The sequence below is a fragment of the Agrobacterium sp. LEGMi-208b genome (genome assembly GCF_059511785.1).
The window spans coordinates 2,339,234-2,360,872 of sequence record NZ_CM183445.1 but is presented as its reverse complement, the minus strand read 5'-3'; the positions used below and the strand labels follow the sequence as shown (position 1 = coordinate 2,360,872).

Genomic DNA, 21,639 nt, shown 5'->3' with positions numbered 1-21,639 from the left:
TAACGCGACCGTAAACAATTGTTGCGACGCTGCGGCAACGTTTTTTGGGGGGAGGAAACAGGATGCCGGGTGCAAATCCGACTGCTGTCAAAGCTAAATCATTGTCGATCAAGGCCAAATTCGCAGCGCTCGTCACGGGCGCGACGCTGGTTTCATGCCTGTCCGTGGGGTTGTTGTCCTACGAGATGGGCAAATCGGGCCTGATCGATGCCAGCAAAATCAGGCTCGAAACGGTTGCAAGCAACCAGTCCAAACAGCTTGATGCCTATACTTTGCGTGTCGAACAGAGCATTTCCGAGCTGTCGCAAAATGCCGCGATCGCCCAGGCGCTGGAAACCATGACCAATGTGGTGCCGACGGAAAAGGACGCGATCATCCAGGCGTTTCGTCGCGAGGGCGTCTCCGAGGAGGAGCGCGCCTCCTTCAACGGCGAAGGGTTGCGGCTGCTTTATGCCATCCGCCACGCCACCATCAACTCCACCATCGCCAGCGTCTGGCGCAACACCCGGGTCAGCGACATCTATGTGATCGACAAGACCGGCCTCATTATCTACACCGTCACCAAGGGGAAGAACTTCCTGACCAGCGTGACGGAACCGCAGAACGCAGCGATCAAGGAACTGTTCGAGCGCATCGAAGCCGGCAAGGACGGCGTCGTCAGCACCACCGGCTTCAGCGGCGGCGCCGATGATTCGGCCATGATCGGCATGCCGCTCGCCGTCTCCAACTGGGGCCAGCTCCAGCGCAAGGGCGCCGTCATCATGCGCGTCGCCGCCGATCGCGTCGGTGCCGTGGTGACGCCTGAGGAAACCGGCAAGACCATCGATGACGCCGTTCTTCTGAACGCCGACGGCAAACGCCGGGCCGGCGTTCTTTCGGGCGGCGCGGATGCCGCCGTTTCCGAAAGCCTCGCGGCTCTTTCTAGCGCAAATACCGCCGGAACGGTGATGGCGCAGACGCCCGCGGGCAACATCTTCTATGCCTATCGCCCGGTCTCGGTCTTCGGACAGAAACATCTTCTGGCCATCGGTCAGCAGGAGAGCAAGGTTCTCGCCGCCGCCAACGATCTCGCCTTCTGGGCGACGCTTGCGACACTGGCCGTCCTTGCGATCATGACGCTGATCGGCATTTTCGTTTCCGCGAGCCTCACCAAGCCGCTGACCGGCCTTGCCGGGCTGATGGAACGCCTGAACGGCGGCGAAAACAACATAGAGATCAAAGCCGTTTCCCGTGGCGACGAGATCGGCACCATGGCACGCGCACTGGAATCCTTCCGTCAGGGCATTCTGGACAAGCAGCGCATGGAAGCCGAATCCCATCGCAAGAGCGAAGAGCTGGACGAAGAACGCGCCCAGCGGGAGATGGAAAAGGCAAGAAGCGCGAAGGAACTGGAAGAAGCTGTCGATGCACTTGCCACCGGCCTTGCCAATCTGGCGGCCGGCAGGCTCGATCTCCGCATCGAAAAATCCTTCGTGCCGTCGCTCGATCATCTGCGCATCGACTTCAACAACTCCATGGCGGGGCTGGAAGCGACGATCTCCAACATCGGCGAAAGCGCCAATGCCATCCGTTCCGGCTCCGGCGAGCTGAAAAGCGCATCGGAAGACCTGTCGCGGCGCACCGAACGCCAGGCCGCAGCCCTCGAGGAAGCGGCAGCGGCGCTGGGAGACATGACACAGGCCGTCAATCTCTCGCTGTCGCGCTGCAATGTCGCCGTCGAGGCGACGGCGGGCACGATGCAGGACGCCCACAAGTCCACGGCCGTCGTGAAAGACGCGATCGTGGCGATGGAACGCATCGAGACCTCGTCGGCCAAGATCCGCCAGATCATCGACGTCATCGACCAGATCGCCTTCCAGACCAATCTTCTGGCGCTGAATGCCGGTGTGGAAGCCGCGCGCGCCGGCGAGGCCGGCAAGGGTTTTGCCGTGGTGGCGCAGGAAGTTCGCGAACTCGCCCAGAAATCGGCAGCCGCCGCCCGGGACATCACGACGCTGATCGCCACCTCGGCGGGCGACGTGGAAAGCGGTGTGGCGCTGGTGCTGAAGACCGGTGAAAGCCTCGAGCAGATCCAGAAACGCATCCAGTCGGTCAACGACCAGATCGGCGAAATCGCCACCGCATCGCGCGAACAGTCCGGCCGCCTCAGCGAGATCAATGCCTCCGTCAACGAACTCGACCATGTAACGCAGCAGAATGCGGCCATGGTGGAGGAAACGACGGCGGCAGCCTTCTCGCTGTCCAGCGAGGCGGACGGCCTGACTGAACAGGTGGGGCAATTCTCCGTCGGCGGCGCCCGCCAACGGGAACAGCGTTACGCGGCATAAACCGCAACGAAAAAAGGCCGGAGGCAAAACCTCCGGCCTTTCTGTTTGAAGCCGGGCTCCCAGGGGCCAAAGCCCCTGGGAACACGCCGGCGATCTGGCACCACAGCCCCTCGCCGGCTTCCGGGGAGGACCTCAGAAGAAACCAACCTTGTTCGGGCTGTAGGAAACGAGCAGGTTCTTGGTCTGCTGGTAGTGGTCGAGCATCATCTTGTGGGTCTCGCGACCGATGCCCGACTGCTTGTAACCGCCAAAGGCCGCACCCGCCGGATAGACGTGGTAGCAATTGGTCCACACGCGGCCCGCCTCGATACCACGACCGGCGCGATAGGCGATATTGGTATCGCGGCTCCAGACGCCGGCACCCAATCCGTAAACCGTGTCATTGGCGATTTCGAGCGCCTCTTCCACCGTCTTGAAGGTGGTGACGGAAACGACAGGACCAAAGATTTCCTCCTGGAAAATCCGCATCTTGTTGTTGCCCTCAAAGACGGTCGGCTGGATGTAATAACCGTCCTTCAGGTCGCCCGTCAGCGTCTTGCGGTCACCGCCGGTCAGAACCTTGGCGCCTTCCTTCTTGCCGATGGCGAGATAGCTCATGATCTTGTCGAACTGTTCCTGCGAGGCCTGCGCGCCCAGCATGGTCGACGGATTAAGCGGATCGTCCTGGCTGATGGCCTGAACCCGCTTGATCGCCTTTTCCATGAAGCGGTCATAGATCGATTCATGCACCAGCGCACGCGAGGGGCATGTGCAGACCTCACCCTGGTTCAGCGCGAAGAAGGCGAAACCTTCAAGCGCCTTGTCGAGGAAGGCATCGTCTTCGTTCATCACGTCGGCAAAGAAGATGTTCGGCGACTTGCCGCCCAGTTCCAGCGTGATGTTGGTGACGTTGTCGGCCGCATAACGCATGATTTCCTTGCCGACCGAGGTGGAACCGGTAAAGGCGATCTTGGCGATGCGGTTGCTCTGCGCCAAGGGCTTGCCGGCTTCAAGGCCCGTGCCGTTGACGATGTTGAGGACGCCGGGCGGCAGAAGATCTTCGATCAGTTCCATCACGATGAGAATGGAGGCAGGCGTCTGTTCCGCCGGCTTCAGCACCACGCAATTGCCGGCGGCAAGCGCGGGTGCCAGTTTCCAGGCGGCCATGAGGATCGGGAAGTTCCACGGAATGATCTGGCCGACGACGCCGAGCGGCTCATGGAAGTGATAGGCGACGGTATCGTTGTCGATTTCACCGATCGTGCCTTCCTGGGCGCGGATGCAGCCCGCGAAATAACGGAAATGGTCGATGGCGAGCGGAATATCCGCATTGGTGGTCTCGCGCAGCGGCTTGCCATTATCCCAGGTTTCGGCCCGGGCGATGAGATCGAGATTGTCTTCGATGCGCTGGGCAATCTTGAGCAGGATGTTGGAGCGCTCGGTAACGCTCGTCTTGCCCCATTTGTCGCGAGCCTTGTGGGCGGCATCCAGCGCGAACTCGATGTCGGATGCATCCGAGCGCGGCACTCCGCAAATCTTGTGGCCGGTGACCGGAGAGAGATTGTCCATGTAGCGGCCGGATTTCGGCTCCACCCATTTGCCGCCAATGTAATTGCCGTATTTCAGCTTGAAGGGCGCTTCGCCCGCTTTCTGCTGAACCTGAATGTTCATGATTTCATCCTCCCTGATGAAAACGATCCGCAGCGGATCGCATGGGAGGAAGGTGGGCCTAGATGGCGCGGTCCGGTAGAGGGGCGGCGCGGTTCCGCAGCGCACATTGTCTCACATCTGCGACAAAGGCGCGTCGATCCGGCATGATTGGCCGGATCGCACCGCGTAAACCTCAATGCACGTCGAATTTCTTCATCTTGCGGTGAAGCGTGGCGCGGCTGATGCCGAGCAGCGAAGCTGCCTGCGTGACATTGCCGTTGGTGCGCGACAACACGCGCCGCAGCGCCGAACGTTCCGCTTCCGCAAGGTCGGAACCGCCATCGTGGCGCTGTTCCTGAAGAATATCGGCGGCGGGCAGTCCCTGCGCGATCCGGGCATCGTCCAGTTTCAGCGCAAGGCGTGCGGCGCGGGTCGCACCCAGCACCAGATCGTCCTGATCGACAGCCAGCAGCGCAAGCGCCGCGCCAAAACCGCTCGGCACGACAACGATGCGCGCACCCGGAAAGGCACGGCGGAAAAGATTGCCCTCGATGCGCTGCGCCGCATCCTTCACCGCTTGGGTGACGAAGGAGAAGGTCATCTCGTTGATGTCGTCGCGGCAGGTGGAAATATCGAGTGCGCCCGTCACCCGGCCGGTATGGTCGCGGATGGGGGCCGTGGTGCAGCAGAGTTCGGTATTCGACGTGAAGAAATGCTGGTCGCGATAGACCACCACCGAGCGCTCGTCCACCAATGCCGTGCCGATGCCGTTGGTGCCCACGCTCTCTTCGCTCCAGACAGCCCCGGACCAGAGGCCGAGCGCCCGGAAATCACGATCATCGCCCGAGGCGCCGCGCCGCTCCAGCGCAACGCCCTGCGCGTCGGTCAAGAGCAGGCAGCAGCCGGATTTACCGACACTTTGGAAAATACGGTCGAGTTCATCCGTGCTTTCGGCAATCAGGCCGGCCGCACTTTCACGGGCGCGGCGGAATTCATATTCGCTGAGAAAGATCGGCTTGCGATTTTCCTCCGGTGCAAGATGATGTTTGACCATGCAGCGACGCCAGGAGGCGACAATCGGAGAACTTGCTGCGGCGGAACGATGGCGCGCGGTTTCATACACGCGTTCCGCATGGGCGATGTCTGTCGGCATACGCTCCTCCCAAAGCTTTTCGGCGATGGTGCGCTGGAAGCGGTCATGTTTCAACAAAAAACTTCGCGACCGGCATTGCCGGGCGCAGCAGCGGGCAACAGCAGACTATCGGGCCGCTTTGAAATAACGCCGGCCGGCGGTCACGTCCGTTTCATCCTCGGCCGAGAGGAACGTATCGTCCACGAGATTGGCGATGGAGGTCAGCGGGCCGGGCTTGCCGAAAAAGAAGCCCTGCACCTGCAGGCAGCCTTCACGCCGCAGGAATTCGACATGGGCCTTCGTCTCGACCCCTTCCGCCAGCACCGGAATATTGAGGCTGTGCGCCAGAATGAGTGTCGAACGCACGATCGCCTCCGACTGCACATTGGTCGACAGGCCATCGATGAAGGCGCGGTCGATCTTGATCTTGTCGAAGGGGAAACTCTGCAGTGTCGAAAGCGAGGAATAACCCGTGCCGTAATCGTCCATGGCGATCTTGACGCCAAGCGCCTTGAGTTTGCGGATGGTGAGGAGCGCGTGGCGATGGTCGGCGATGATGCTACCTTCGGTGATTTCCAGCTCGAGCCTTTCCGGCGCAAGCCCTGTCTCGGCGAGGATTTTCTCGACCTTTTCGGGGAAATCATTATCCGCAAGCTGCTGCGGCGCGACGTTTACGGCGATGGCGAGCGATTTTTTCCACTGAGCCGCCTGCGCGCAGGCTTCTCTCAGAACCCATTCGCCCAGTTCGACGATGAAGCCGGTCTGTTCGGCGATCGGAATGAATTCGGACGGGGAGACCATGCCGCGTTCCGGATGGTTCCAGCGCAAAAGCGCTTCGAAACCGACGATGCTGCCGCTTCTGGTGTCGTTCTGTTGCTGGTAATAAAGCTCGAACTCGTTATTGGCGAGGCCGCTGCGCATGGCGACGGCAAGCACATTGCGCTCACGCGCGGCCTCATCCATGGATTTGTCGTAAAAGCATATGGTGTCCGAAGTGCCGCTTTTTGCCCGGTACATGGCGACATCCGCCTGGGCCATCAGCGTATCGGCATCGATGGAGCCGGTATTGCGAACCGATATGCCGACACTTGCGCCAACCGAAAATGTCTGTCCGTTCCATTCCACCGGCTTGCTGATCTGCTCGATCAACCGCTGGGCGAACTCCGCACCGTCGGCGCGGGTGTAATAGGAATGGGTCATCGCCACGAATTCATCGCCACCCATGCGCGCCAGGAACTCCCCGGCCTTCAGCACGGAACTCGCGCGGTCGGCGATGGCGCGCAGCACGGCGTCACCCGCCGCATGGCCATGCACGTCATTGATTTCCTTGAAGCGGTCAAGATCGATGGACAGAAGCGCCGTATGCGCGCCCAGCGAGACATGGCGCGTGCGGCGGTTGAGATGTTCGATGAATGCCGCCCGGTTGGGAATGCCCGTCAGCGGATCGTGCAGCGAAAGATGGCGATAGCGGGCAACCGCCTGCTGCGTGGACTGGGCATCGATGACATAGGTGGAAAGCCCGAGCGCCAGAAGCAGAAGCGTCACGGCAATGGCGCCTCCGCCCATGATGGCCGGCGGCAGCAGATTTTCGGGAATGACGACGCGTGGGTCGAAGGCGAAGGACATCGAGGCCATGCCGGTATAATGCATCGAGGCAATGGCCAGGATGAGGAACCCCACCGCGCTATATTGGCAGAAACGGTTGAGAGGTCGGGCAATGCGATTGATCGCAATGGCGCCCAGCACCGCCCCCAATATCAGTGAGGCGATGACATAGGCCTGATCCCAGAAAATCATGCCCTGAACATTATAGGCCGCCATGCCGGTGTAATGCATGGCCGCGATGCCGAGGCCGAGGATGATCCCGCCGGCTTCCACCAGCACGCTGCGCCCGCCATAGGCGGAAATGCCGAAACCGGCAGTCGTCGTGGTAATGGCGATCAGAAGCGACAGCCCGGTCAGATAGGGATCGTAACCCACATCACCCGCCGCCACATAGCCCAGCATCGCCACGAAATGGGTGGTCCATATCGCCGCCCCGCCATTGACGCCCGCCAGAAACAGCCAGTTGACCTTCTGCACCCCCGTCGCCAGACGTGCTTTCGAAAAAAGGCGCATCGAAACGAAACTACCCAGCATGCAGACGAAGACCGCTGCGACGGTGTATCGATAATCGTGATCGATGGTGAGGCACTGGAGAACTTTGAGCATTGTCATCTACGCAATTGGAATTTTGCGTAGCCTTATCATTCGCCAAGTTTTCACCGGGTTTATGTGCATGGATAAGCATATATTAAAAGTTGCAACAAGCGAGTGAATTAGTGAATACTAATTAAATTATAGAGCGGCACCCCTGAAAACAGGGCCGCTCTTGTCTTTGGCTTCCGTTTGTATTATAGCGCCCGCACCCGTGTAGACACCCTTGGAGGCAACGCGGGCGGGATGGCCTTTGGCCTCTCCGGTTCAGGCCGCTTTGTTCGGCATGAACTCTCCATATAACCTCGAAAGGAATTGCCATGAGCAAAGAATCGTATGAGCTCAAGGCCGAGGCGCGCGAACGAGTTGGTAAGGGGTCCTCTCGTGAACTTCGCCGCAACGGTTTGATTCCCGCTGTCATCTATGGTGACAAGCAGGCCCCCATTTCCATCGCGCTCTCGACCAATGAAGTCACCAAGCGTATCCACGCCGGCGGTTTCATGACGACGGTTGCGATCATCGACGTCGACGGCAAGAAGATCAAGGTTCTGCCGAAGGACTACCAGCTTGATCCGGTCCGCGACTTCACCATGCACGTCGACTTCCTGCGCGTTTCGGGCAACACGCTCGTCAACGTCGAAGTTCCGGTTCACTTCGTCAACGAAGAAAAGTCGGACATCAAGATCGGCGGCGTTCTGAACATCGTTCGCCACACGGTGGAATTCCACTGCCCGGCCAACGACATTCCGGAATTCATCACGGTTGATCTCGCTGGCCTGAAGATCGGCGACAACGTTCACATTTCGAATGTGAAGCTGCCGAAGAACATCACGCCTGTCATCGCCGACCGTGACTTCACGATCGCAACGATCGTCGCTCCGGCTGGCGGCGTTGCAGAAGAAACGGCTGAAGAAGCTTCCGAGGAATAATCGGCGGCCGCAAGGCCGGATAGCTTTGAAGAATGAGGCCCGTTCCGTTTTCGGAACGGGCCTTTTAGTTTTTATGAACTTTAAAACCAGAAAGCTTGCCATCCTCACCTGATACGGAACCCGTTTCAGTGTCGATTAACACTTCCATGAAACGATACCCTGGCGCTGTCATGGAACACCGTCGGCTGAGGCAATGCGTGGGAAAACAGGCTTTTGCCGAAAATCTTCGCAAAACCTCGCGGGACGGACGAAACGGCGGCGCAGCAAGTCTGGGGCAAAGGGTAGCTGCAATCGAACATGGCTCATTCCGTCGAAAGTCGCTTTATCGCGATTGTTTCCGGCGCACTTCTTACAGTGGTCGCCCCGCTCTTCACGCTTTTGCTGACGCTTTCCTATAACGAGGCTATCCGCGGCCAGCGTAACCATATCGAAATTCTGCTGTCGACGAATACGCAGGCGCTGGCCCGCCCCCTGTGGGATCTTGATGACGACACCATAAACCAGATTACCGGAACACTTGTTTCCGATCCCATGATCCGCATGGTCGAGGTCAAGGATACATCCGGCCAGCTCGATGTCGTCCAGACCGCCGGCAGCGACATTATTCAGGATGCCGCCTCGACAACACGCGAGGTGGTCTACAAGACCACCAAGGGGCCGGTCACCGTCGGACAGCTCACTCTCTATTACGACAATGTCAGTCTTCTGACGTCTCTGAGCCGCACCGAACTGGCTTTCATCACGATTTTCATCCTCGCCGTCCTCACCATCGTTCTTGCCGCCATCGCCGGCAACCGCTTCATGGTCATCCGCCCGCTGATGCGGCTCGCGGCCGCCATCGAGGCAACGCGGCGTCTCGGCTCGCGCCACCACGTCGACTGGCGCTCGAAGGACGAAATCGGCCGGCTGGCGAAAAGCTTCAACGAAATGCAGACCCAGCTCGAAAAGGAAGAGCTGGAGATCAAGAATGCGCACGAGCGAAAGACGGAAATCTACAACCGGACGCCCGCCATGCTGTTCTCGCTCGACCGGCACGACCGCATCGCCGCCGTCAGTGACTATTGGGTGCAGGCAACCGGTTACGACCGCACCCGGATACTCGGCCTGAATTTCGCCGACCTCATCCATCCCGATGACAGGCTGCTGTTCCAGCAGCGCAGGACGGCGCACCCCCTGCCCGATGTTCCACATAGCGGCATCACCGTGCGTTTCCATTGCAAGGATGGCAGCGTCATGGACGCCCTCATCCTCGAAAAGGCTCTTGATTCCGGCGATGCGGCACATCAGAGCACATGCCTCTGCGTCATGACCGATGTAACCGAACTGCGCCAGTCGGAAAAGCGCAACCGCCAGCAGGCCATTTCCGACCATCTGACCGGCCTTTTCAACCGTCAGGGCTTCGAGGCCATTCTCGACCTGCAGATCCGTGATGCGGACCGCAACGGCAGCGAACTGGCCTGCCTGTTCATCGACCTCGACCGGTTCAAGGCGATCAACGACAATCTCGGCCATGCGGCGGGCGACGCCGTTCTCAAACAATTCACGCTGAAGCTCGAGCCGCTGCTGACGCCGCTGGACAGCGCATCGCGGCTCGGCGGCGATGAATTCGCCATTCTTCTGGCCGGCGACAAGGTGGAAGAGCGCGCCCTGCAGTTCTGCGAGCGCATCTGCACCATGCTGGACACGCCTTTCGAGATCGAAAGCAACAGCATCCGCTTGAGCGCCAGCATCGGCATGGCCGTTTATCCCCTGCACGCCTCCAGCGCCTCCGAGCTTTTGCAGAATGCCGACATGGCGATGTATTCCCGCAAAAGGACGGGTAAAAACGGCTCGCAGGTCTTCGACAGCTCGATCATGGACCGGGCGCGCGAGCATGCGGAACTTGAGCGGGATATCGCGCAGGCGCTTTCAGAGGACTGGTTTGAAGCTTATTTCCAGCCGATTCAAGACCTCTCCACCGGCCAGACGGCGGGTTTCGAGGCGCTGCTACGCCTCAACCACCCGGACAAGGGCCTGCTTTCCCCGGCCGCGATCGTCAACCTTGCGGAGGAAAACGGCACCATTCACCGCATCGGCAATGTCATTCTCGATCAGTCGATTGCCAATCTCGCCAGACTGTCGCGCCTGCCCGGCATGGAGCAGACCTACGTGGCGGTGAATTTTTCGCCGCTGCAATTCGAACCGGGATTGCCGACGCGTATCGCCGGCGTTCTGCACCGCCACGGCATTCTTCCCAGACGGCTGGTCATCGAGATCACCGAAGCCGTTATCATGAAGGACGATCCGCAAATCCGGGCGATCCTCAATGCCATCCATCAGCTCGGCTGCCGCATCGCGCTGGATGATTTCGGCACGGGTTATTCCTCGCTCAGCTATCTCAGCCGTTTCCCGGTCGATATCGTCAAGATCGACCAGTCCTTCACCCGCTCGATCTGCGACGACCGGATGGACATCAGGCAGCGCAACCGCATGCTGGTCGAAGGCATCGCGGCCATCTCGCACAAGATGAACTGCGCCGTCATTGCCGAAGGCGTCGAGACGGAAGAACAGAAGGCGCTTCTGACTGACATAGGCGCGGATTTCGGGCAGGGTTATTTCTTCGCCCGGCCGCAGCCGGTCGAAAGGCTGATCACCTCACTCGACACGGCGTCCGGGCAAAACCGCGCCGCTGCGCGGCAAGCGTAAACCGGCAGGAGGCAGCCATGGGATTGATCCGCTTTTGCCTGATCTTTCTTGCTCTTGCCGCTCCGGCCAGCGCCGCCAAGCTCTTCCTGACCACCGAGGTCTACCCGCCCTACAATCTGCAGGCCAGCGACGGCAGTGTGCGGGGTGTCTATTTCGACCAACTCAAGACCGTGCTTGAGGATACCGGCACCAGTTACGAGGTCGCCGTCATGCCCTGGGCGCGGGCCATCGCACTGGCCAGAACACAGGCCATGCACTGCGTCTTCGCCGCAGCGAGAACGCCGGAGCGGGAAAAACAGTTCAAATGGGTCACGCCGATCCATATAGACCGCAACGTCCTCGTGGCCCGCCGCGAGGCAGATATCGAAGCCCCCAGCCTGGAGGAGGCCAGGAAATATCGGGTGGGAACCCAGCGGGGAGATTACACCGAAGCGCTGCTGGAAAAGCTCGGCTTCCCGCAGGTGGATGTCGGCGCGGATTTCGAGATCACCCTTCACAAGCTGGAAGCCGGTCGCATCGACCTGATGCCCATGTCTGAAAGCACCTTCAAAAGCCTGCCCGCCGACACGTTCAGGGAAGTGATAACGCTCACGCGGCAACAGCTTGGCCTTGCCTGCAACAAAAGCGTCCCCGACGAGCTCATCGCGAAATTACAGGCACGGCTGGACAGGCTGATCGCCGATGGAACGCAGCAGCGGATATTCGACCGCTACAACCTCGTCAGCCCCTGAGCGCCCATCCAGAACCCCATAAAAAGCCCTAAATCCATAAAAAGATTGACAGCCGGCGGATTTCGGGGTGGTGACAACAGCATCGTCAGGCAAAACGCGGACATGCCCCATGAAGATCATCGCAGGACTTGGTAATCCCGGCGCGCAATATGCGGGAAACCGCCACAATATCGGCTTCATGGCCGTCGATGCGCTGCAGCGCCTGCCTTCCTTTGCGCCCTGGTCGCGGAAATTCAAGGCGGAGATTTCCGAAGGCGAGATCGGCGGCGAAAAGGTCCTGCTGATGAAGCCGCTGACCTACATGAACCTCTCGGGCGAATCCGTCGGCGAAGCCATGCGCTTCTTCAAGCTTGCACCGGCGGACGTCATTGCCATTCATGACGAACTGGACCTTCCGGCCGGCCGGGCGCGTATCAAGACCGGCGGCGGCCATGGCGGCCATAACGGCCTGAAATCGCTCGACGCCCATTGCGGCAAGGACTACCGCCGCCTGCGCCTCGGCATCGGTCATCCCGGTGACAAGGAGCGGGTGCACGGCCACGTGCTCGGCGACTTCGCCAAGGCCGACCGGGTCTGGCTCGATCCGCTTCTGGACGCCATTGCCGACAATGCCGCCATGCTGGTGAAATCAGAGGATTCACAGCTGATGAACAAGCTGGCGCTCGCGACAGGCAGCAAGCCGGAAGCCGAGAAGCCGGCCAAGGCAGCCAAACCCGCCGCGCAATCCCACATTCATCAGGCACGCAACAGCGCCCAGCCCAAAAAGCTGCCGGAAACCGGCCCGATGGCCGAAATGCTGAAGCGTATGTTCGCCAAGAAGGACTAGTCGCGAATGTCTTCTGAGACCATCGTCCTGCGCGAGGCGGAAGCCGGCGACCTGCCCGATTTGCTCGAACTCTACCAGGCACTCAATCCGTCCGATCCCGTGTTGTCGGTGCAAGAGGCAGGCGCGGCCTTCGCCGCCATGCTCGCCCAGCCGGGCCTGACCGTGTTTGTGGCAACGGATAACGGGGAAGCCGTCGCGACCGCTACGCTTCTGATTGCTCCGAACCTGACCCGCGCCGCCCGCCCCTACGCCTTCATTGAAAACGTGGTGACACTGGAGGCCCGTCGGGGTCGAGGATACGGCCGCGCGGTCGTTCGCCACGCCATTGAGGTCGCCTTTGCCGCGAACTGTTACAAGGTGATGCTACTCACCGGCCGCCAGCGCCCGGAAGTTCATGCCTTCTACGAAAGCTGCGGTTTTGTTCAGAACAAGACCGGCTTTCAGATCCGTAAGGACTCGGTTGGTGACACAGAACAGTAATTTTAGCTGCCGTTGGTCCCTCACCCTCATTCCTGTGCTTGTCACAGGAATCTAGCCAGCCCAAGTCCTTGGGCTGAGGGGAGTCTTTCGCCGCGCAGACGCGCGTCGGCTGGATTCCTGTGACGAGCACAGGAATGAGGTGAGGGAAGGCAGAGAGCAACTAAAGCATCCAGTTTGCCATTCCTGGCAGTTAGCAAACGCTCACTCTTCCGGCTCGGTCGTAAACATCAGCGGAAATCCCGCTTCCTTGCCGAGATCGGTTGCCTCCTTGGCCTTGGTCTCGGCAATATCGCGCTCACAGACAACGACAACCGCACTGCCGAAGCGATGCGCCGTCATCATCACCCGATGGCCGGTTTCCTCGCTCATGCGGAAGACGGCCTTCAGGACGACGGTAACGAACTCGCGTGGCGTATAGTCGTCATTCAGCAGAATAACCTTGTAGAGCTTCGGCCGCTCCAGCTTTGGTTTGACTTTCGGTTTTGGCTTGAGATCGACAGGACTGTCACTCATCATGGTCGCTCGTGCCTGTCGCTCATCGCGGTTGTTCATGGGAAAACCCCGTTGATGACGGAAGATCGATCGCTTGACCCGCTTATATTGCGCCGCAACCGCGCCATCGGCAACCCTGCCCGCAATTCCGTACCATTAAAGGGGCTTTGCCCGCACAAATCGGCCCGCGGGCTTGACCTTGCCCTGCCGTTTCCGCAAAAGGCTCCTCAACGAATTCTTTCAAACGGACAGGTTTCAAGCCATGGGCTTCAAATGCGGTATCGTTGGACTGCCAAATGTCGGCAAGTCCACTCTCTTCAACGCGCTGACGAAAACGGCCGCCGCACAGGCCGCCAACTACCCGTTCTGCACCATCGAGCCGAATACCGGCGAAGTGGCGGTTCCGGATGCACGCATGAAAATCCTCGCCGACATTGCCGGCTCGAAGGAAATCATCCCCACCCGCATCTCCTTCGTCGATATCGCCGGTCTGGTGCGCGGCGCATCGAAGGGCGAAGGCCTCGGCAACCAGTTCCTCGCCAATATCCGCGAAGTCGACGCCGTGGTTCACGTTCTGCGCTGCTTCGAGGATGACGACATCACCCACGTCGAAGGCCGCATCAACCCCGTGGCCGATGCCGAAACCATCGAGACCGAGCTGATGCTTTCCGATCTCGAAAGCCTGGAGCGCCGCACGGAACAGACCCGCAAGCGCGCCACCGGCAAGGACAAGGAATCACTGGCACAGCTGCCGCTGATGGAAGCTTCGCTGAAGCTTCTCAATGAAGGCAAGCCGGTCCGCACCCTGCTCTCCACGCTCGATGCCGAAGAACTGCGCATCCTTCAGGGCCTCAACCTTCTGACCGCGCATCCGGTCCTCTACGTCTGCAACGTCGCGGAAAGCGACGCCGTCGACGGCAACGAACATACCAAGGCCGTTGCCGAAATGGCCAAGGCCCAGGGCGCAGAATCCGTCGTCATCTCTGCGGCGATCGAATCGGAAGTCGCGCAGCTTCCCGATGAAGAGGCCAAGGAATTCCTCTCCGCCCTCGGGCTCGAAGAGGCAGGCCTCGACCGCCTGATCCGCGCCGGCTACAAGCTGCTCGATCTCATCACCTATTTCACCGTCGGCCCGAAGGAATGCCGCGCCTGGACCATCGAGCGTGGCACCAAGGCCCCGCAGGCCGCCGGCGTCATTCACTCCGATTTTGAACGCGGCTTCATTCGCGCCAACACCATCGCTTACAACGACTATGTCGCCTTCAAGGGCGAAGTCGGCGCGAAGGAAGCCGGCAAGGCCCGTGACGAAGGCAAGGAATATGTCGTGCAGGATGGCGACGTCATCCACTTCCGCTTTAACACCTGATCTGGGTTGAGGTGAGGACGGTCGGGGCGTAGTCGCCCGGACATCGCGGCACGGTTTCTTCTCCCCGCCGGGGAGAAGGTGGCCCGAAGGGTCGGATGAGGGGGCACCCTCGCCGAATTACGGGACGCTCACCCCCTCATCCCGCTGCCGCGACCTTCTCCCCGGCGGGGAGAAGGCGAAAGGCGCGCCCGCTCGCTCCAAACTGCCTCTCCAAAAAACAGACCTCCCCGATTTGACCTTTACGTAAAGGGAAAAATCATTTTAGATGCCAGCGATATTGACTGTGCGAAGGGAGGAAACCATGACGCCGGTCGCAACATATGCCTATGAGGATTTTTCCGTCGGTCGGGAATTTCCCCTGGGACCGCAATCGCTTTCCGCAGCACCAATCATCGAATTCGCCAGCGAATTCGATCCCCAGCCGATGCATCTTTCCGAAGAGGCTGGCCGCCAGAGCATTCTCGGCGGGCTGGCGGCTTCCGGCTGGCACACCTGCAGCCTGCTGATGCGGATGATGGCGGACAGCTATATTTCCAACTCGACCTCGCAGGGCAGCCCCGGCATCGACTATGTCGACTGGAAGAAACCGGTTTTGGCGGGCGATACGCTTTCGGGAAAATCCATCGTGCTGGAACAGCGGCCCTCCGCGTCGCGCCCCGGCATCGGCCTCGTGAAATTTCGCCACGAGCTTTATAACCAGCGCGGCATTCTGGTATCGCACGGGGAAAATACCGTCATGTTCCTGATGCGCGCAAATGGAGGCATTGCGGCATGAGGCTGGCAGAACTTTCTCCCGTCGGCGAACGCGTCACCCTCGATACGCTGCATTTTTCCGCCGAAGACATCGTCCGTTTTGCCCGCGATTTCGATCCGCAGCCCTTTCACCTCGATGCCGAAGCCGCGAAGAACAGCGTTTTTGGCGCGCTTTGCGCTTCCGGCTGGCACACCGGTGCAGGCTGGATGAAATGTTTTCTCTCCCACTGGGCCAAGGAGGTAAAGAGGTTGAAGCAGCAGGGCCTTGAGCCACCCAAACTCGGCCCCTCCCCCGGCTTTCGCGAACTCAAATGGAAAAAACCGGTCTTCGCCGGAGACGATGTCACCTACTTCGTCACCCTGCTGGAAACCCGCCCGCTGGAATCCCGGTCCGGCGTCTGGCTGAACACCACCTTCAATGAAGGTGTGAACCAGTCTGGAGAAACCGTGTTGACCTTCCGCAGCGGTGTTCTGGAGTTCGAATAGGCTGGTCCCTATCACCCGGTCGCGATACCTTCGAAACGGGATCGCGACGGGCTGTCAAATATGGATGATATTCTCAAGGGATATGCCGAGGCGGCAACGCCGGACCTGATTTCCAGATTCGATAATCTCGACTGCCGGGAGATTTACGCGCCCGTCATCGACCTGCTGCCGTCGACACCATGCCGCATCGCAGATATCGGCAGCGGCACCGGCCGCGACGCCGCCTGGTTTGCCGCGCAGGGCCACGATGTTCTTGCAGTCGAGCCGGTGCGGGAACTTCGCGAACCCGGCATGCGATTACATCCATCGGAGAAGATAAGCTGGCTGGATGACAGCTTGCCCGGCCTCGCGAAGGCCCGCCAGCAGGGCGTCTTCGATCTGGTCACCCTGTGCGGCGTCTGGCACCACGTCGATCACGGGCTAAGGCAAACCGCCATGGAGAGCCTTTCGGAAATGACGGCGGCGGGCGGCCTGCTGATCATGTCGCTGCGTCACGGCCCCGCGCCCCAAGGTCGCCGTGCCTTTGCCATTTCCCCATCGGAAACGACAAGCGAGGCCGCGCGCCTCGGCTTCACGCTGATCCGGCAGGCGGACGTCGCCTCCATTCAGGCGGCAAACCGCGCTCTGGGCGTCCGCTGGACCTGGCTTGCATTGCAGAAAGGGGAGTTGCCGCAGCAGCCCTGATCGGTCTTGCAGCCTTAATGGCCGGAAAATTCCACCAGCGTCCTCACCTCGACACCGAGGTCTGCGAGCTTCTTGCGGCCACCGAGATCGGGCAGATCGATAACGAAACAGGCGGAAACGATCTCCGCACCCATTTGCCGCAGCAGTTTGACGGCGCCTTCGGCGGTGCCGCCCGTGGCAATCAGATCGTCGACCAGAATGACCTTTTCGCCCGGCTGGACCGCATCCACATGCATTTCCATTTCGTCGACGCCATATTCAAGGCTGTAGGCGACGCGCACGGTAGTGTGCGGCAGCTTGCCCTTTTTGCGGATCGGCACGAAACCGGCCGATAGCTGGTGCGCCACCGCGCCACCCAGGATGAAGCCGCGTGCTTCCATGCCGGCGATCTTGTCGATCTTCGTTCCCGCATAGGGCTGCACGAGTTCGTCGACAGCACGACGAAAGGCGCGGGGATTGCCGAGCAGCGTCGTGATGTCCCGGAAAATGATGCCCGGCTTCGGATAGTCGGGAATGGAACGGATGGCGGCAGAAAGCTCCGAAGCAATAACGGTCATGGTATTTCCAGTTGAGACAAGGGAAATGGATGAGATGGTTCGGGCCACCCTACCAATTTGACGGCGGCTGACCAACAAAAAAGGACCGGCACCCTTGCCCGCGCCTCTCCTGTCCTGCGGTGGACCGCTGGGTGGCCACACGACTAAATAAAAAAGCCCCCACGGAGACCGTGGGGGCCAATGACTGCCGGCAACGGGATTGCCGATCAATGTTCCTTGTTGGCGTAGACCGATTTCTTGGTGAGATAGATCAGCGCCGTAAAGATGAACAGGAACACCATGACCATGAAGCCGGTGCGCTTGCGCTGTTCCAGATGCGGTTCTGCGGCCCACATCAGGAACGCAGCCACGTCCTTGGAATATTGGTCCACGGTCTGCGGTGCGCCGTCGTCGTAAGTCACCTGATCGGCACTGATCGGCGGCGCCATCTTCAGCGCGACCGCGCTGACGAAATATGGGTTGAAATGTGTGCCTTCGGCCACTTCAACACCGGCCGGCGGGTCCTGATAACCAGTCAGCAGCGCATGGATGTAATCCGGACCGCCTTCCTGGTAACCGCCGACGATCGGGATCATGTCGATGAGGAATTGCGGGAAACCACGCTCCACACCGCGCGCCTTGGCCAGCAGCGACATGTCAGGCGGCGCGGCGCCACCATTGGCAGCGGCGGCCGCCTCATGGTTCGGGAATGGCGAGGGGAAATGATCTGATGGTACCGCCTTGCGATTATACATTTCGCCGTCGGCATTCGGGCCATCCTGCACTTCGTATTCGGCAGCGAAAGCCTTTACCTGCTCGTCCGAATAGCCAAGGTCCCCGAGCGTGCGGAAGGAAACGAGGCTCATGGAATGGCAGGCGGAGCAGACTTCCTTATAGACCTTCAGACCGCGCTGCAGCTGGCCCTTGTCGTATTTGCCGAAGGGTCCGGCAAAGGACCAGCTCTGCTCCTCGGGCTTGATGACCGGGAAGTGTCCCCCGGCAACCGCGTGCTCCGTCTGGGCGGCGAGATCATGGCTCTCCTCCGCCGCCGAGGCGACGGTGAAGGAACAGCCCATGGCGGCGATAAACGCGATGCTCGTTACAAGCTTCTTCATTGTCGTCATCCTTCCTTCGCGCTCAGACTTCGGCAGCCGCAGATGCGGCACCCGTCTTGGCGGCGTTCTTTTCGAGAACGGCCTCGGTAATCGAATTCGGAATACGCCGGGGCGTTTCGACCAGACCGAGGATCGGCATGATGACGAGGAAGAAACCGAAGTAATAAAGCGTGCCGAGCTGAGAATAGCCGACATAATTGCCTTTCAGATCGCCGGTGAGCAGGCCGATCAGGCCGGTCCCTTCCGCCGGGCGCGAACCCAGCCAGCCGAGCATGATGGCATTCACCACGAACAGCCAGAAGAACATCTTGTACCAGGGACGATAGACGGCGGAACGAACCTTCGACGTATCGAGCCAGGGCAGGAAGAACAGCACCACGATCGCGCCGAACATCACGAGAACGCCACCGAGCTTGGAATCGATGATCCAGATATTGAAGGTGATGGCGCGCAGCATGGCGTAGAACGGCAGGAAGTACCATTCCGGAACGATATGCGCCGGCGTCTTCAGCGGATCGGCCATGATGTAGTTGTCGGGATGGCCGAGGAAGTTCGGCATGTAGAAGACGAACCAGGCATAACCGATCAGGAACACGGAGACACCGAGCGCATCCTTCAGCGTCGCATAGGGCGTAAACGGCACGGTGTCGGTCTTGCTCTTCACTTCAACGCCGGTCGGATTGGTCTGGCCGGTCACATGCAGTGCCCAGATGTGCAGGATCACGACGCCCGCGATCATGAAGGGCAGAAGATAGTGAAGCGCAAAGAAGCGGTTCAGGGTCGGCTGGTCGACGGCAAAGCCGCCAAGCAGGAACTGCTGGATCCATTCGCCGACGGCGGGGAACGCCGTGAAGAAACCGGTGATGACGGTTGCACCCCAGAAGGACATCTGGCCCCAGGGCAGAACGTAGCCCATGAAGCCCGTCGCCATCATCAGCAGGAAGATCACACAGCCGAGAATCCAGAGGATTTCGCGCGGTGCTTTGTAGGAGCCGTAATAAAGGCCACGGGCGATGTGCAGATAAACCGCGATGAAGAAGAACGACGCGCCGTTGGCATGCATGTAGCGCAGCAGCCAACCGTGATTGACGTCGCGCATGATCTTTTCGACGGAATTGAAGGCGACCGTCGTTTCGGCCGCATAATGCATGGCCAGCACGACGCCGGTGAGGATCTGCACCAGCAGCATGACGGAAAGCATCGCGCCGAAGGTGTAGGCGTAGTTCAGGTTACGCGGGACAGGATAGGCAACGAAGCTGTCATAGATCATGCGCGGCAAGGGAAGCCGCGAATCGATCCACCTCTCGATGCCGGTGGACGGCTGATAACTGGAATGGCCACTCATGAATATCTGTCCCCTTATCCGATCTTGATCACGGTATCGGATGTGAATGCAAATGTCGGGATGGCGAGGTTCTGCGGCGCCGGACCCTTACGTATGCGGCCCGCCGTATCGTAGTGCGAGCCATGGCAGGGACAGAACCAGCCGCCGAAATCGCCGGCCTGGCCGAGCGGAATGCAACCGAGATGGGTACAGGAACCGACCATGACGATCCAGTTTTCCTTGCCCTCGCCGGCGGAGCGGTCGATATCCGTCGCCTGCGCGTCGGCGGCGATGTTGGCATTGCGTGCCACGGGATCTTTCAGATCGCCGAGAGCGACAGCCTTGGCTTCCTCGATTTCCTTTTCCGTGCGGTTGCGGATGAAAATCGGCTTGCCGCGCCACTTGACGGTGAGCGACATGCCCGGCTCGACGGCCGCGACATCCACCTCGATGGAGGCGAGCGCCAGCGTCGATGCATCGGGACGCATCTGGTCAATAAAAGGCCATGCAACGGCTGCGGCACCGACGGCGCCCGCCATTCCCGTCACTAGATAAAGAAAATCGCGACGGGTCGGTTCACCCGAAGCGTCGTGATTGGTTACGTGCTCGCTCACCGCTACACCATCCTCTGCGCTGTTTTTGCCGTAAATCGCATGAGTCCTCCCGCTATGATTTGATCCAGGACAAACTCCGTCCCATCGTCCTGGACACAACTGCGGCATTAAGAAACCGCGTCACTCTGTGTGATCGCAAAATATTGACTGACTTGGCAAGAGCAAAGCACACAAAGCTGCCGTAATTCTGCCTGAGGGGGCCGATTTGGTCGTCATTTTTTCGCCGTCCTTGGCAGGCGGGCAACATTGTGCGCATCCATGCACCATGTTAGGAGACTTCAAGGGAGAGCTTGGAAAGCAGGGATTCGGATGACGGCGAAGCTCTCTTGCATGGTCTCCACGGCGGTGGCTGCCGTTCTTGTCATCGCCAGCCTGCGCTACCTCACCGATTTCTGGCTTCTCGCCTTCGTCACCAGCTTCCAGCTGCACATCGCCATCGCCTGTATACTGCTGTCCTGCCTCGTCTTCTGGCTGACGCGTGATGCGATTTCAGCCGCGCTTCTCGTCTGGTCGTTCGCGCTCGCCATCCATGCCGTTGCGATGCTGATGGAATTTTCCACATCCACCACCGCTGCGCCAGGCGCAAAGCCATTTCGGCTGCTGTCTTTCAATATATTGATGGATAATGCCGCCAATGCGGATGCGATTGCCGACGCCATTGTCGAATCGGGCGCGGATGCCGTCTATCTCTTCGAAGCGGCGGCGTTGCAATCGGCCCTGCCGCGCCTTCAGGAAACCTATCCGCACAGGCTCGGCTGTTATACCGGGACACCGACCTGCGATCTCGTAATCCTGTCGAAGCGGCCATTGCTGGAAGGCCGTTTCCACAGCCTCAGCGATCTTCGGCGGGATCGGTTTGCCATAGCCCATATCGACTTCGACGGCACGGAACTGACGCTCGCCGCAGGCCATATCACCAAGCCCTATTTCGACGATTATCATCGCGATGAGCTGGATGAAGTGAGCGAAATTCTCTTTCGCGTCACCGGCCCGCTCATTCTCGCCGGAGATTTCAATTCGGCCAGTATCGCCCCCGACATGCGCGCCTTTCTCTCCGCCAACGATCTGAAGAAAGCGACCTTCGAACCCGCCACATGGCCAACGGAGGCCGGCCGCTTCGGCATCGCCATCGACCACATCTTCGCCCGCGCACCGGCGACGCTGATGAAAACCACCAGACTGCCCGACAGCCTCGGCTCCAATCATTATGGCCTGATGGCTGATTTCATGATCGGCCGCTAGCGTATTTCCAGCAAAGCAAAAACGCTCCAAGGGCTCATGCCCGGCGCCGACGGGGCGGGCCTGCGGAAACGGCGGCCCGAAAGCCGCCGTTG

General features: G+C 60.0%; 19 protein-coding genes. 11 read left to right on the top strand and 8 right to left on the bottom strand.

Annotated elements, in window-relative coordinates:
• Positions 1-62 precede the first annotated feature (62 nt).
• Positions 63-2,327 (top strand): methyl-accepting chemotaxis protein, encoded by a 2,265-nt coding sequence (locus AC5YUO_RS11415; RefSeq protein ID WP_496153377.1) that lies wholly within the window; start codon positions 63-65, stop codon positions 2,325-2,327.
• Positions 2,328-2,459: 132 nt separating this feature from the next.
• Here the strand turns inward: AC5YUO_RS11415 and adh are convergent, their stop codons facing one another.
• The 3 genes from adh to AC5YUO_RS11400 form a co-directional block, all read right to left on the bottom strand.
• Positions 2,460-3,977 carry an aldehyde dehydrogenase gene (gene adh / locus AC5YUO_RS11410; RefSeq protein ID WP_496153376.1) on the bottom strand — a complete coding sequence of 506 codons (1,518 nt, stop codon included), beginning with the start codon at positions 3,975-3,977 and terminating at the stop codon, positions 2,460-2,462.
• 172 nt (positions 3,978-4,149) lie between these two features.
• Positions 4,150-5,109, bottom strand: coding sequence for a helix-turn-helix domain-containing protein (locus AC5YUO_RS11405; protein WP_496154852.1), 960 nt, complete (start codon positions 5,107-5,109; stop codon positions 4,150-4,152).
• A 105-nt stretch (positions 5,110-5,214) separates the two neighbouring features.
• Positions 5,215-7,299 (bottom strand): putative bifunctional diguanylate cyclase/phosphodiesterase, encoded by a 2,085-nt coding sequence (locus AC5YUO_RS11400; RefSeq protein WP_496154851.1) that lies wholly within the window; start codon positions 7,297-7,299, stop codon positions 5,215-5,217.
• A gap of 305 nt (positions 7,300-7,604) precedes the next feature.
• Between AC5YUO_RS11400 and AC5YUO_RS11395 the strand changes: the two genes are divergently transcribed.
• The 5 genes from AC5YUO_RS11395 to AC5YUO_RS11375 all read left to right on the top strand — a co-directional run bounded on the left by AC5YUO_RS11395 (position 7,605) and on the right by AC5YUO_RS11375 (position 12,935).
• Positions 7,605-8,213, top strand: a complete 609-nt coding sequence (locus tag AC5YUO_RS11395) for a 50S ribosomal protein L25/general stress protein Ctc (RefSeq protein WP_400813181.1) — start codon at positions 7,605-7,607, stop codon at positions 8,211-8,213.
• A 297-nt stretch (positions 8,214-8,510) separates the two neighbouring features.
• On the top strand, positions 8,511-10,898 hold the full coding sequence (locus AC5YUO_RS11390; RefSeq protein ID WP_496153375.1) for an EAL domain-containing protein: 2,388 nt from the start codon (positions 8,511-8,513) through the stop codon (positions 10,896-10,898).
• Between the two features lie 17 nt (positions 10,899-10,915).
• A complete protein-coding gene (locus AC5YUO_RS11385; RefSeq protein WP_496153374.1) occupies positions 10,916-11,629 on the top strand; it encodes a substrate-binding periplasmic protein in 714 nt (237 codons plus the stop codon).
• Between the two features lie 109 nt (positions 11,630-11,738).
• The gene (gene pth / locus AC5YUO_RS11380) at positions 11,739-12,455 is read left to right on the top strand and encodes an aminoacyl-tRNA hydrolase (RefSeq protein WP_496153373.1); all 717 of its coding nucleotides are present in this window, start codon (positions 11,739-11,741) and stop codon (positions 12,453-12,455) included.
• Positions 12,456-12,461: 6 nt separating this feature from the next.
• Complete coding sequence (locus AC5YUO_RS11375) at positions 12,462-12,935, top strand: GNAT family N-acetyltransferase (RefSeq protein WP_496153372.1); 474 nt, start codon at positions 12,462-12,464, stop codon at positions 12,933-12,935.
• Positions 12,936-13,136: 201 nt separating this feature from the next.
• On the opposite strand, the gene clpS is transcribed toward AC5YUO_RS11375, so the two are convergent.
• Positions 13,137-13,448 carry an ATP-dependent Clp protease adapter ClpS gene (gene clpS / locus AC5YUO_RS11370; RefSeq protein WP_035260429.1) on the bottom strand — a complete coding sequence of 104 codons (312 nt, stop codon included), beginning with the start codon at positions 13,446-13,448 and terminating at the stop codon, positions 13,137-13,139.
• Positions 13,449-13,689: 241 nt separating this feature from the next.
• On the opposite strand from clpS, the gene ychF reads away from it, so the two are divergent.
• The 4 genes from ychF (at position 13,690) to AC5YUO_RS11350 (ending at position 16,716) form a co-directional block, all read left to right on the top strand.
• Positions 13,690-14,793: a redox-regulated ATPase YchF gene (ychF, locus tag AC5YUO_RS11365; protein ID WP_035260423.1), complete on the top strand. Its 1,104-nt coding sequence runs from the start codon at positions 13,690-13,692 to the stop codon at positions 14,791-14,793.
• Between the two features lie 301 nt (positions 14,794-15,094).
• A complete protein-coding gene (locus AC5YUO_RS11360; RefSeq protein WP_496153371.1) occupies positions 15,095-15,568 on the top strand; it encodes a MaoC family dehydratase in 474 nt (157 codons plus the stop codon).
• Positions 15,565-16,032, top strand: a complete 468-nt coding sequence (locus AC5YUO_RS11355; RefSeq protein ID WP_400813170.1) for a MaoC family dehydratase — start codon at positions 15,565-15,567, stop codon at positions 16,030-16,032. Before AC5YUO_RS11360 ends, AC5YUO_RS11355 begins: the two co-directional genes overlap by 4 nt.
• Before the next feature lie 60 nt (positions 16,033-16,092).
• Positions 16,093-16,716 carry a class I SAM-dependent methyltransferase gene (locus tag AC5YUO_RS11350; protein WP_496153370.1) on the top strand — a complete coding sequence of 208 codons (624 nt, stop codon included), beginning with the start codon at positions 16,093-16,095 and terminating at the stop codon, positions 16,714-16,716.
• A gap of 14 nt (positions 16,717-16,730) precedes the next feature.
• On the opposite strand, the gene AC5YUO_RS11345 is transcribed toward AC5YUO_RS11350, so the two are convergent.
• From AC5YUO_RS11345 to petA, 4 genes are all read right to left on the bottom strand, one after another.
• Positions 16,731-17,273: an adenine phosphoribosyltransferase gene (locus tag AC5YUO_RS11345; protein WP_496153369.1), complete on the bottom strand. Its 543-nt coding sequence runs from the start codon at positions 17,271-17,273 to the stop codon at positions 16,731-16,733.
• Positions 17,274-17,479: 206 nt separating this feature from the next.
• Positions 17,480-18,367 carry a cytochrome c1 gene (locus AC5YUO_RS11340; RefSeq protein ID WP_496153368.1) on the bottom strand — a complete coding sequence of 296 codons (888 nt, stop codon included), beginning with the start codon at positions 18,365-18,367 and terminating at the stop codon, positions 17,480-17,482.
• Positions 18,368-18,389: 22 nt separating this feature from the next.
• Entirely contained in the window at positions 18,390-19,712 is a 1,323-nt protein-coding gene (locus AC5YUO_RS11335; protein ID WP_496153367.1) for a cytochrome b, read from the bottom strand.
• Positions 19,713-19,726: 14 nt separating this feature from the next.
• Positions 19,727-20,305, bottom strand: coding sequence for a ubiquinol-cytochrome c reductase iron-sulfur subunit (petA, locus tag AC5YUO_RS11330; protein ID WP_196379203.1), 579 nt, complete (start codon positions 20,303-20,305; stop codon positions 19,727-19,729).
• Between the two features lie 309 nt (positions 20,306-20,614).
• Here petA and AC5YUO_RS11325 point away from each other — a divergent pair, with 309 nt between their 5' ends.
• Complete coding sequence (locus AC5YUO_RS11325) at positions 20,615-21,547, top strand: endonuclease/exonuclease/phosphatase family protein (RefSeq protein ID WP_496153366.1); 933 nt, start codon at positions 20,615-20,617, stop codon at positions 21,545-21,547.
• The last annotated feature ends 92 nt before the right edge of the window (positions 21,548-21,639 follow it).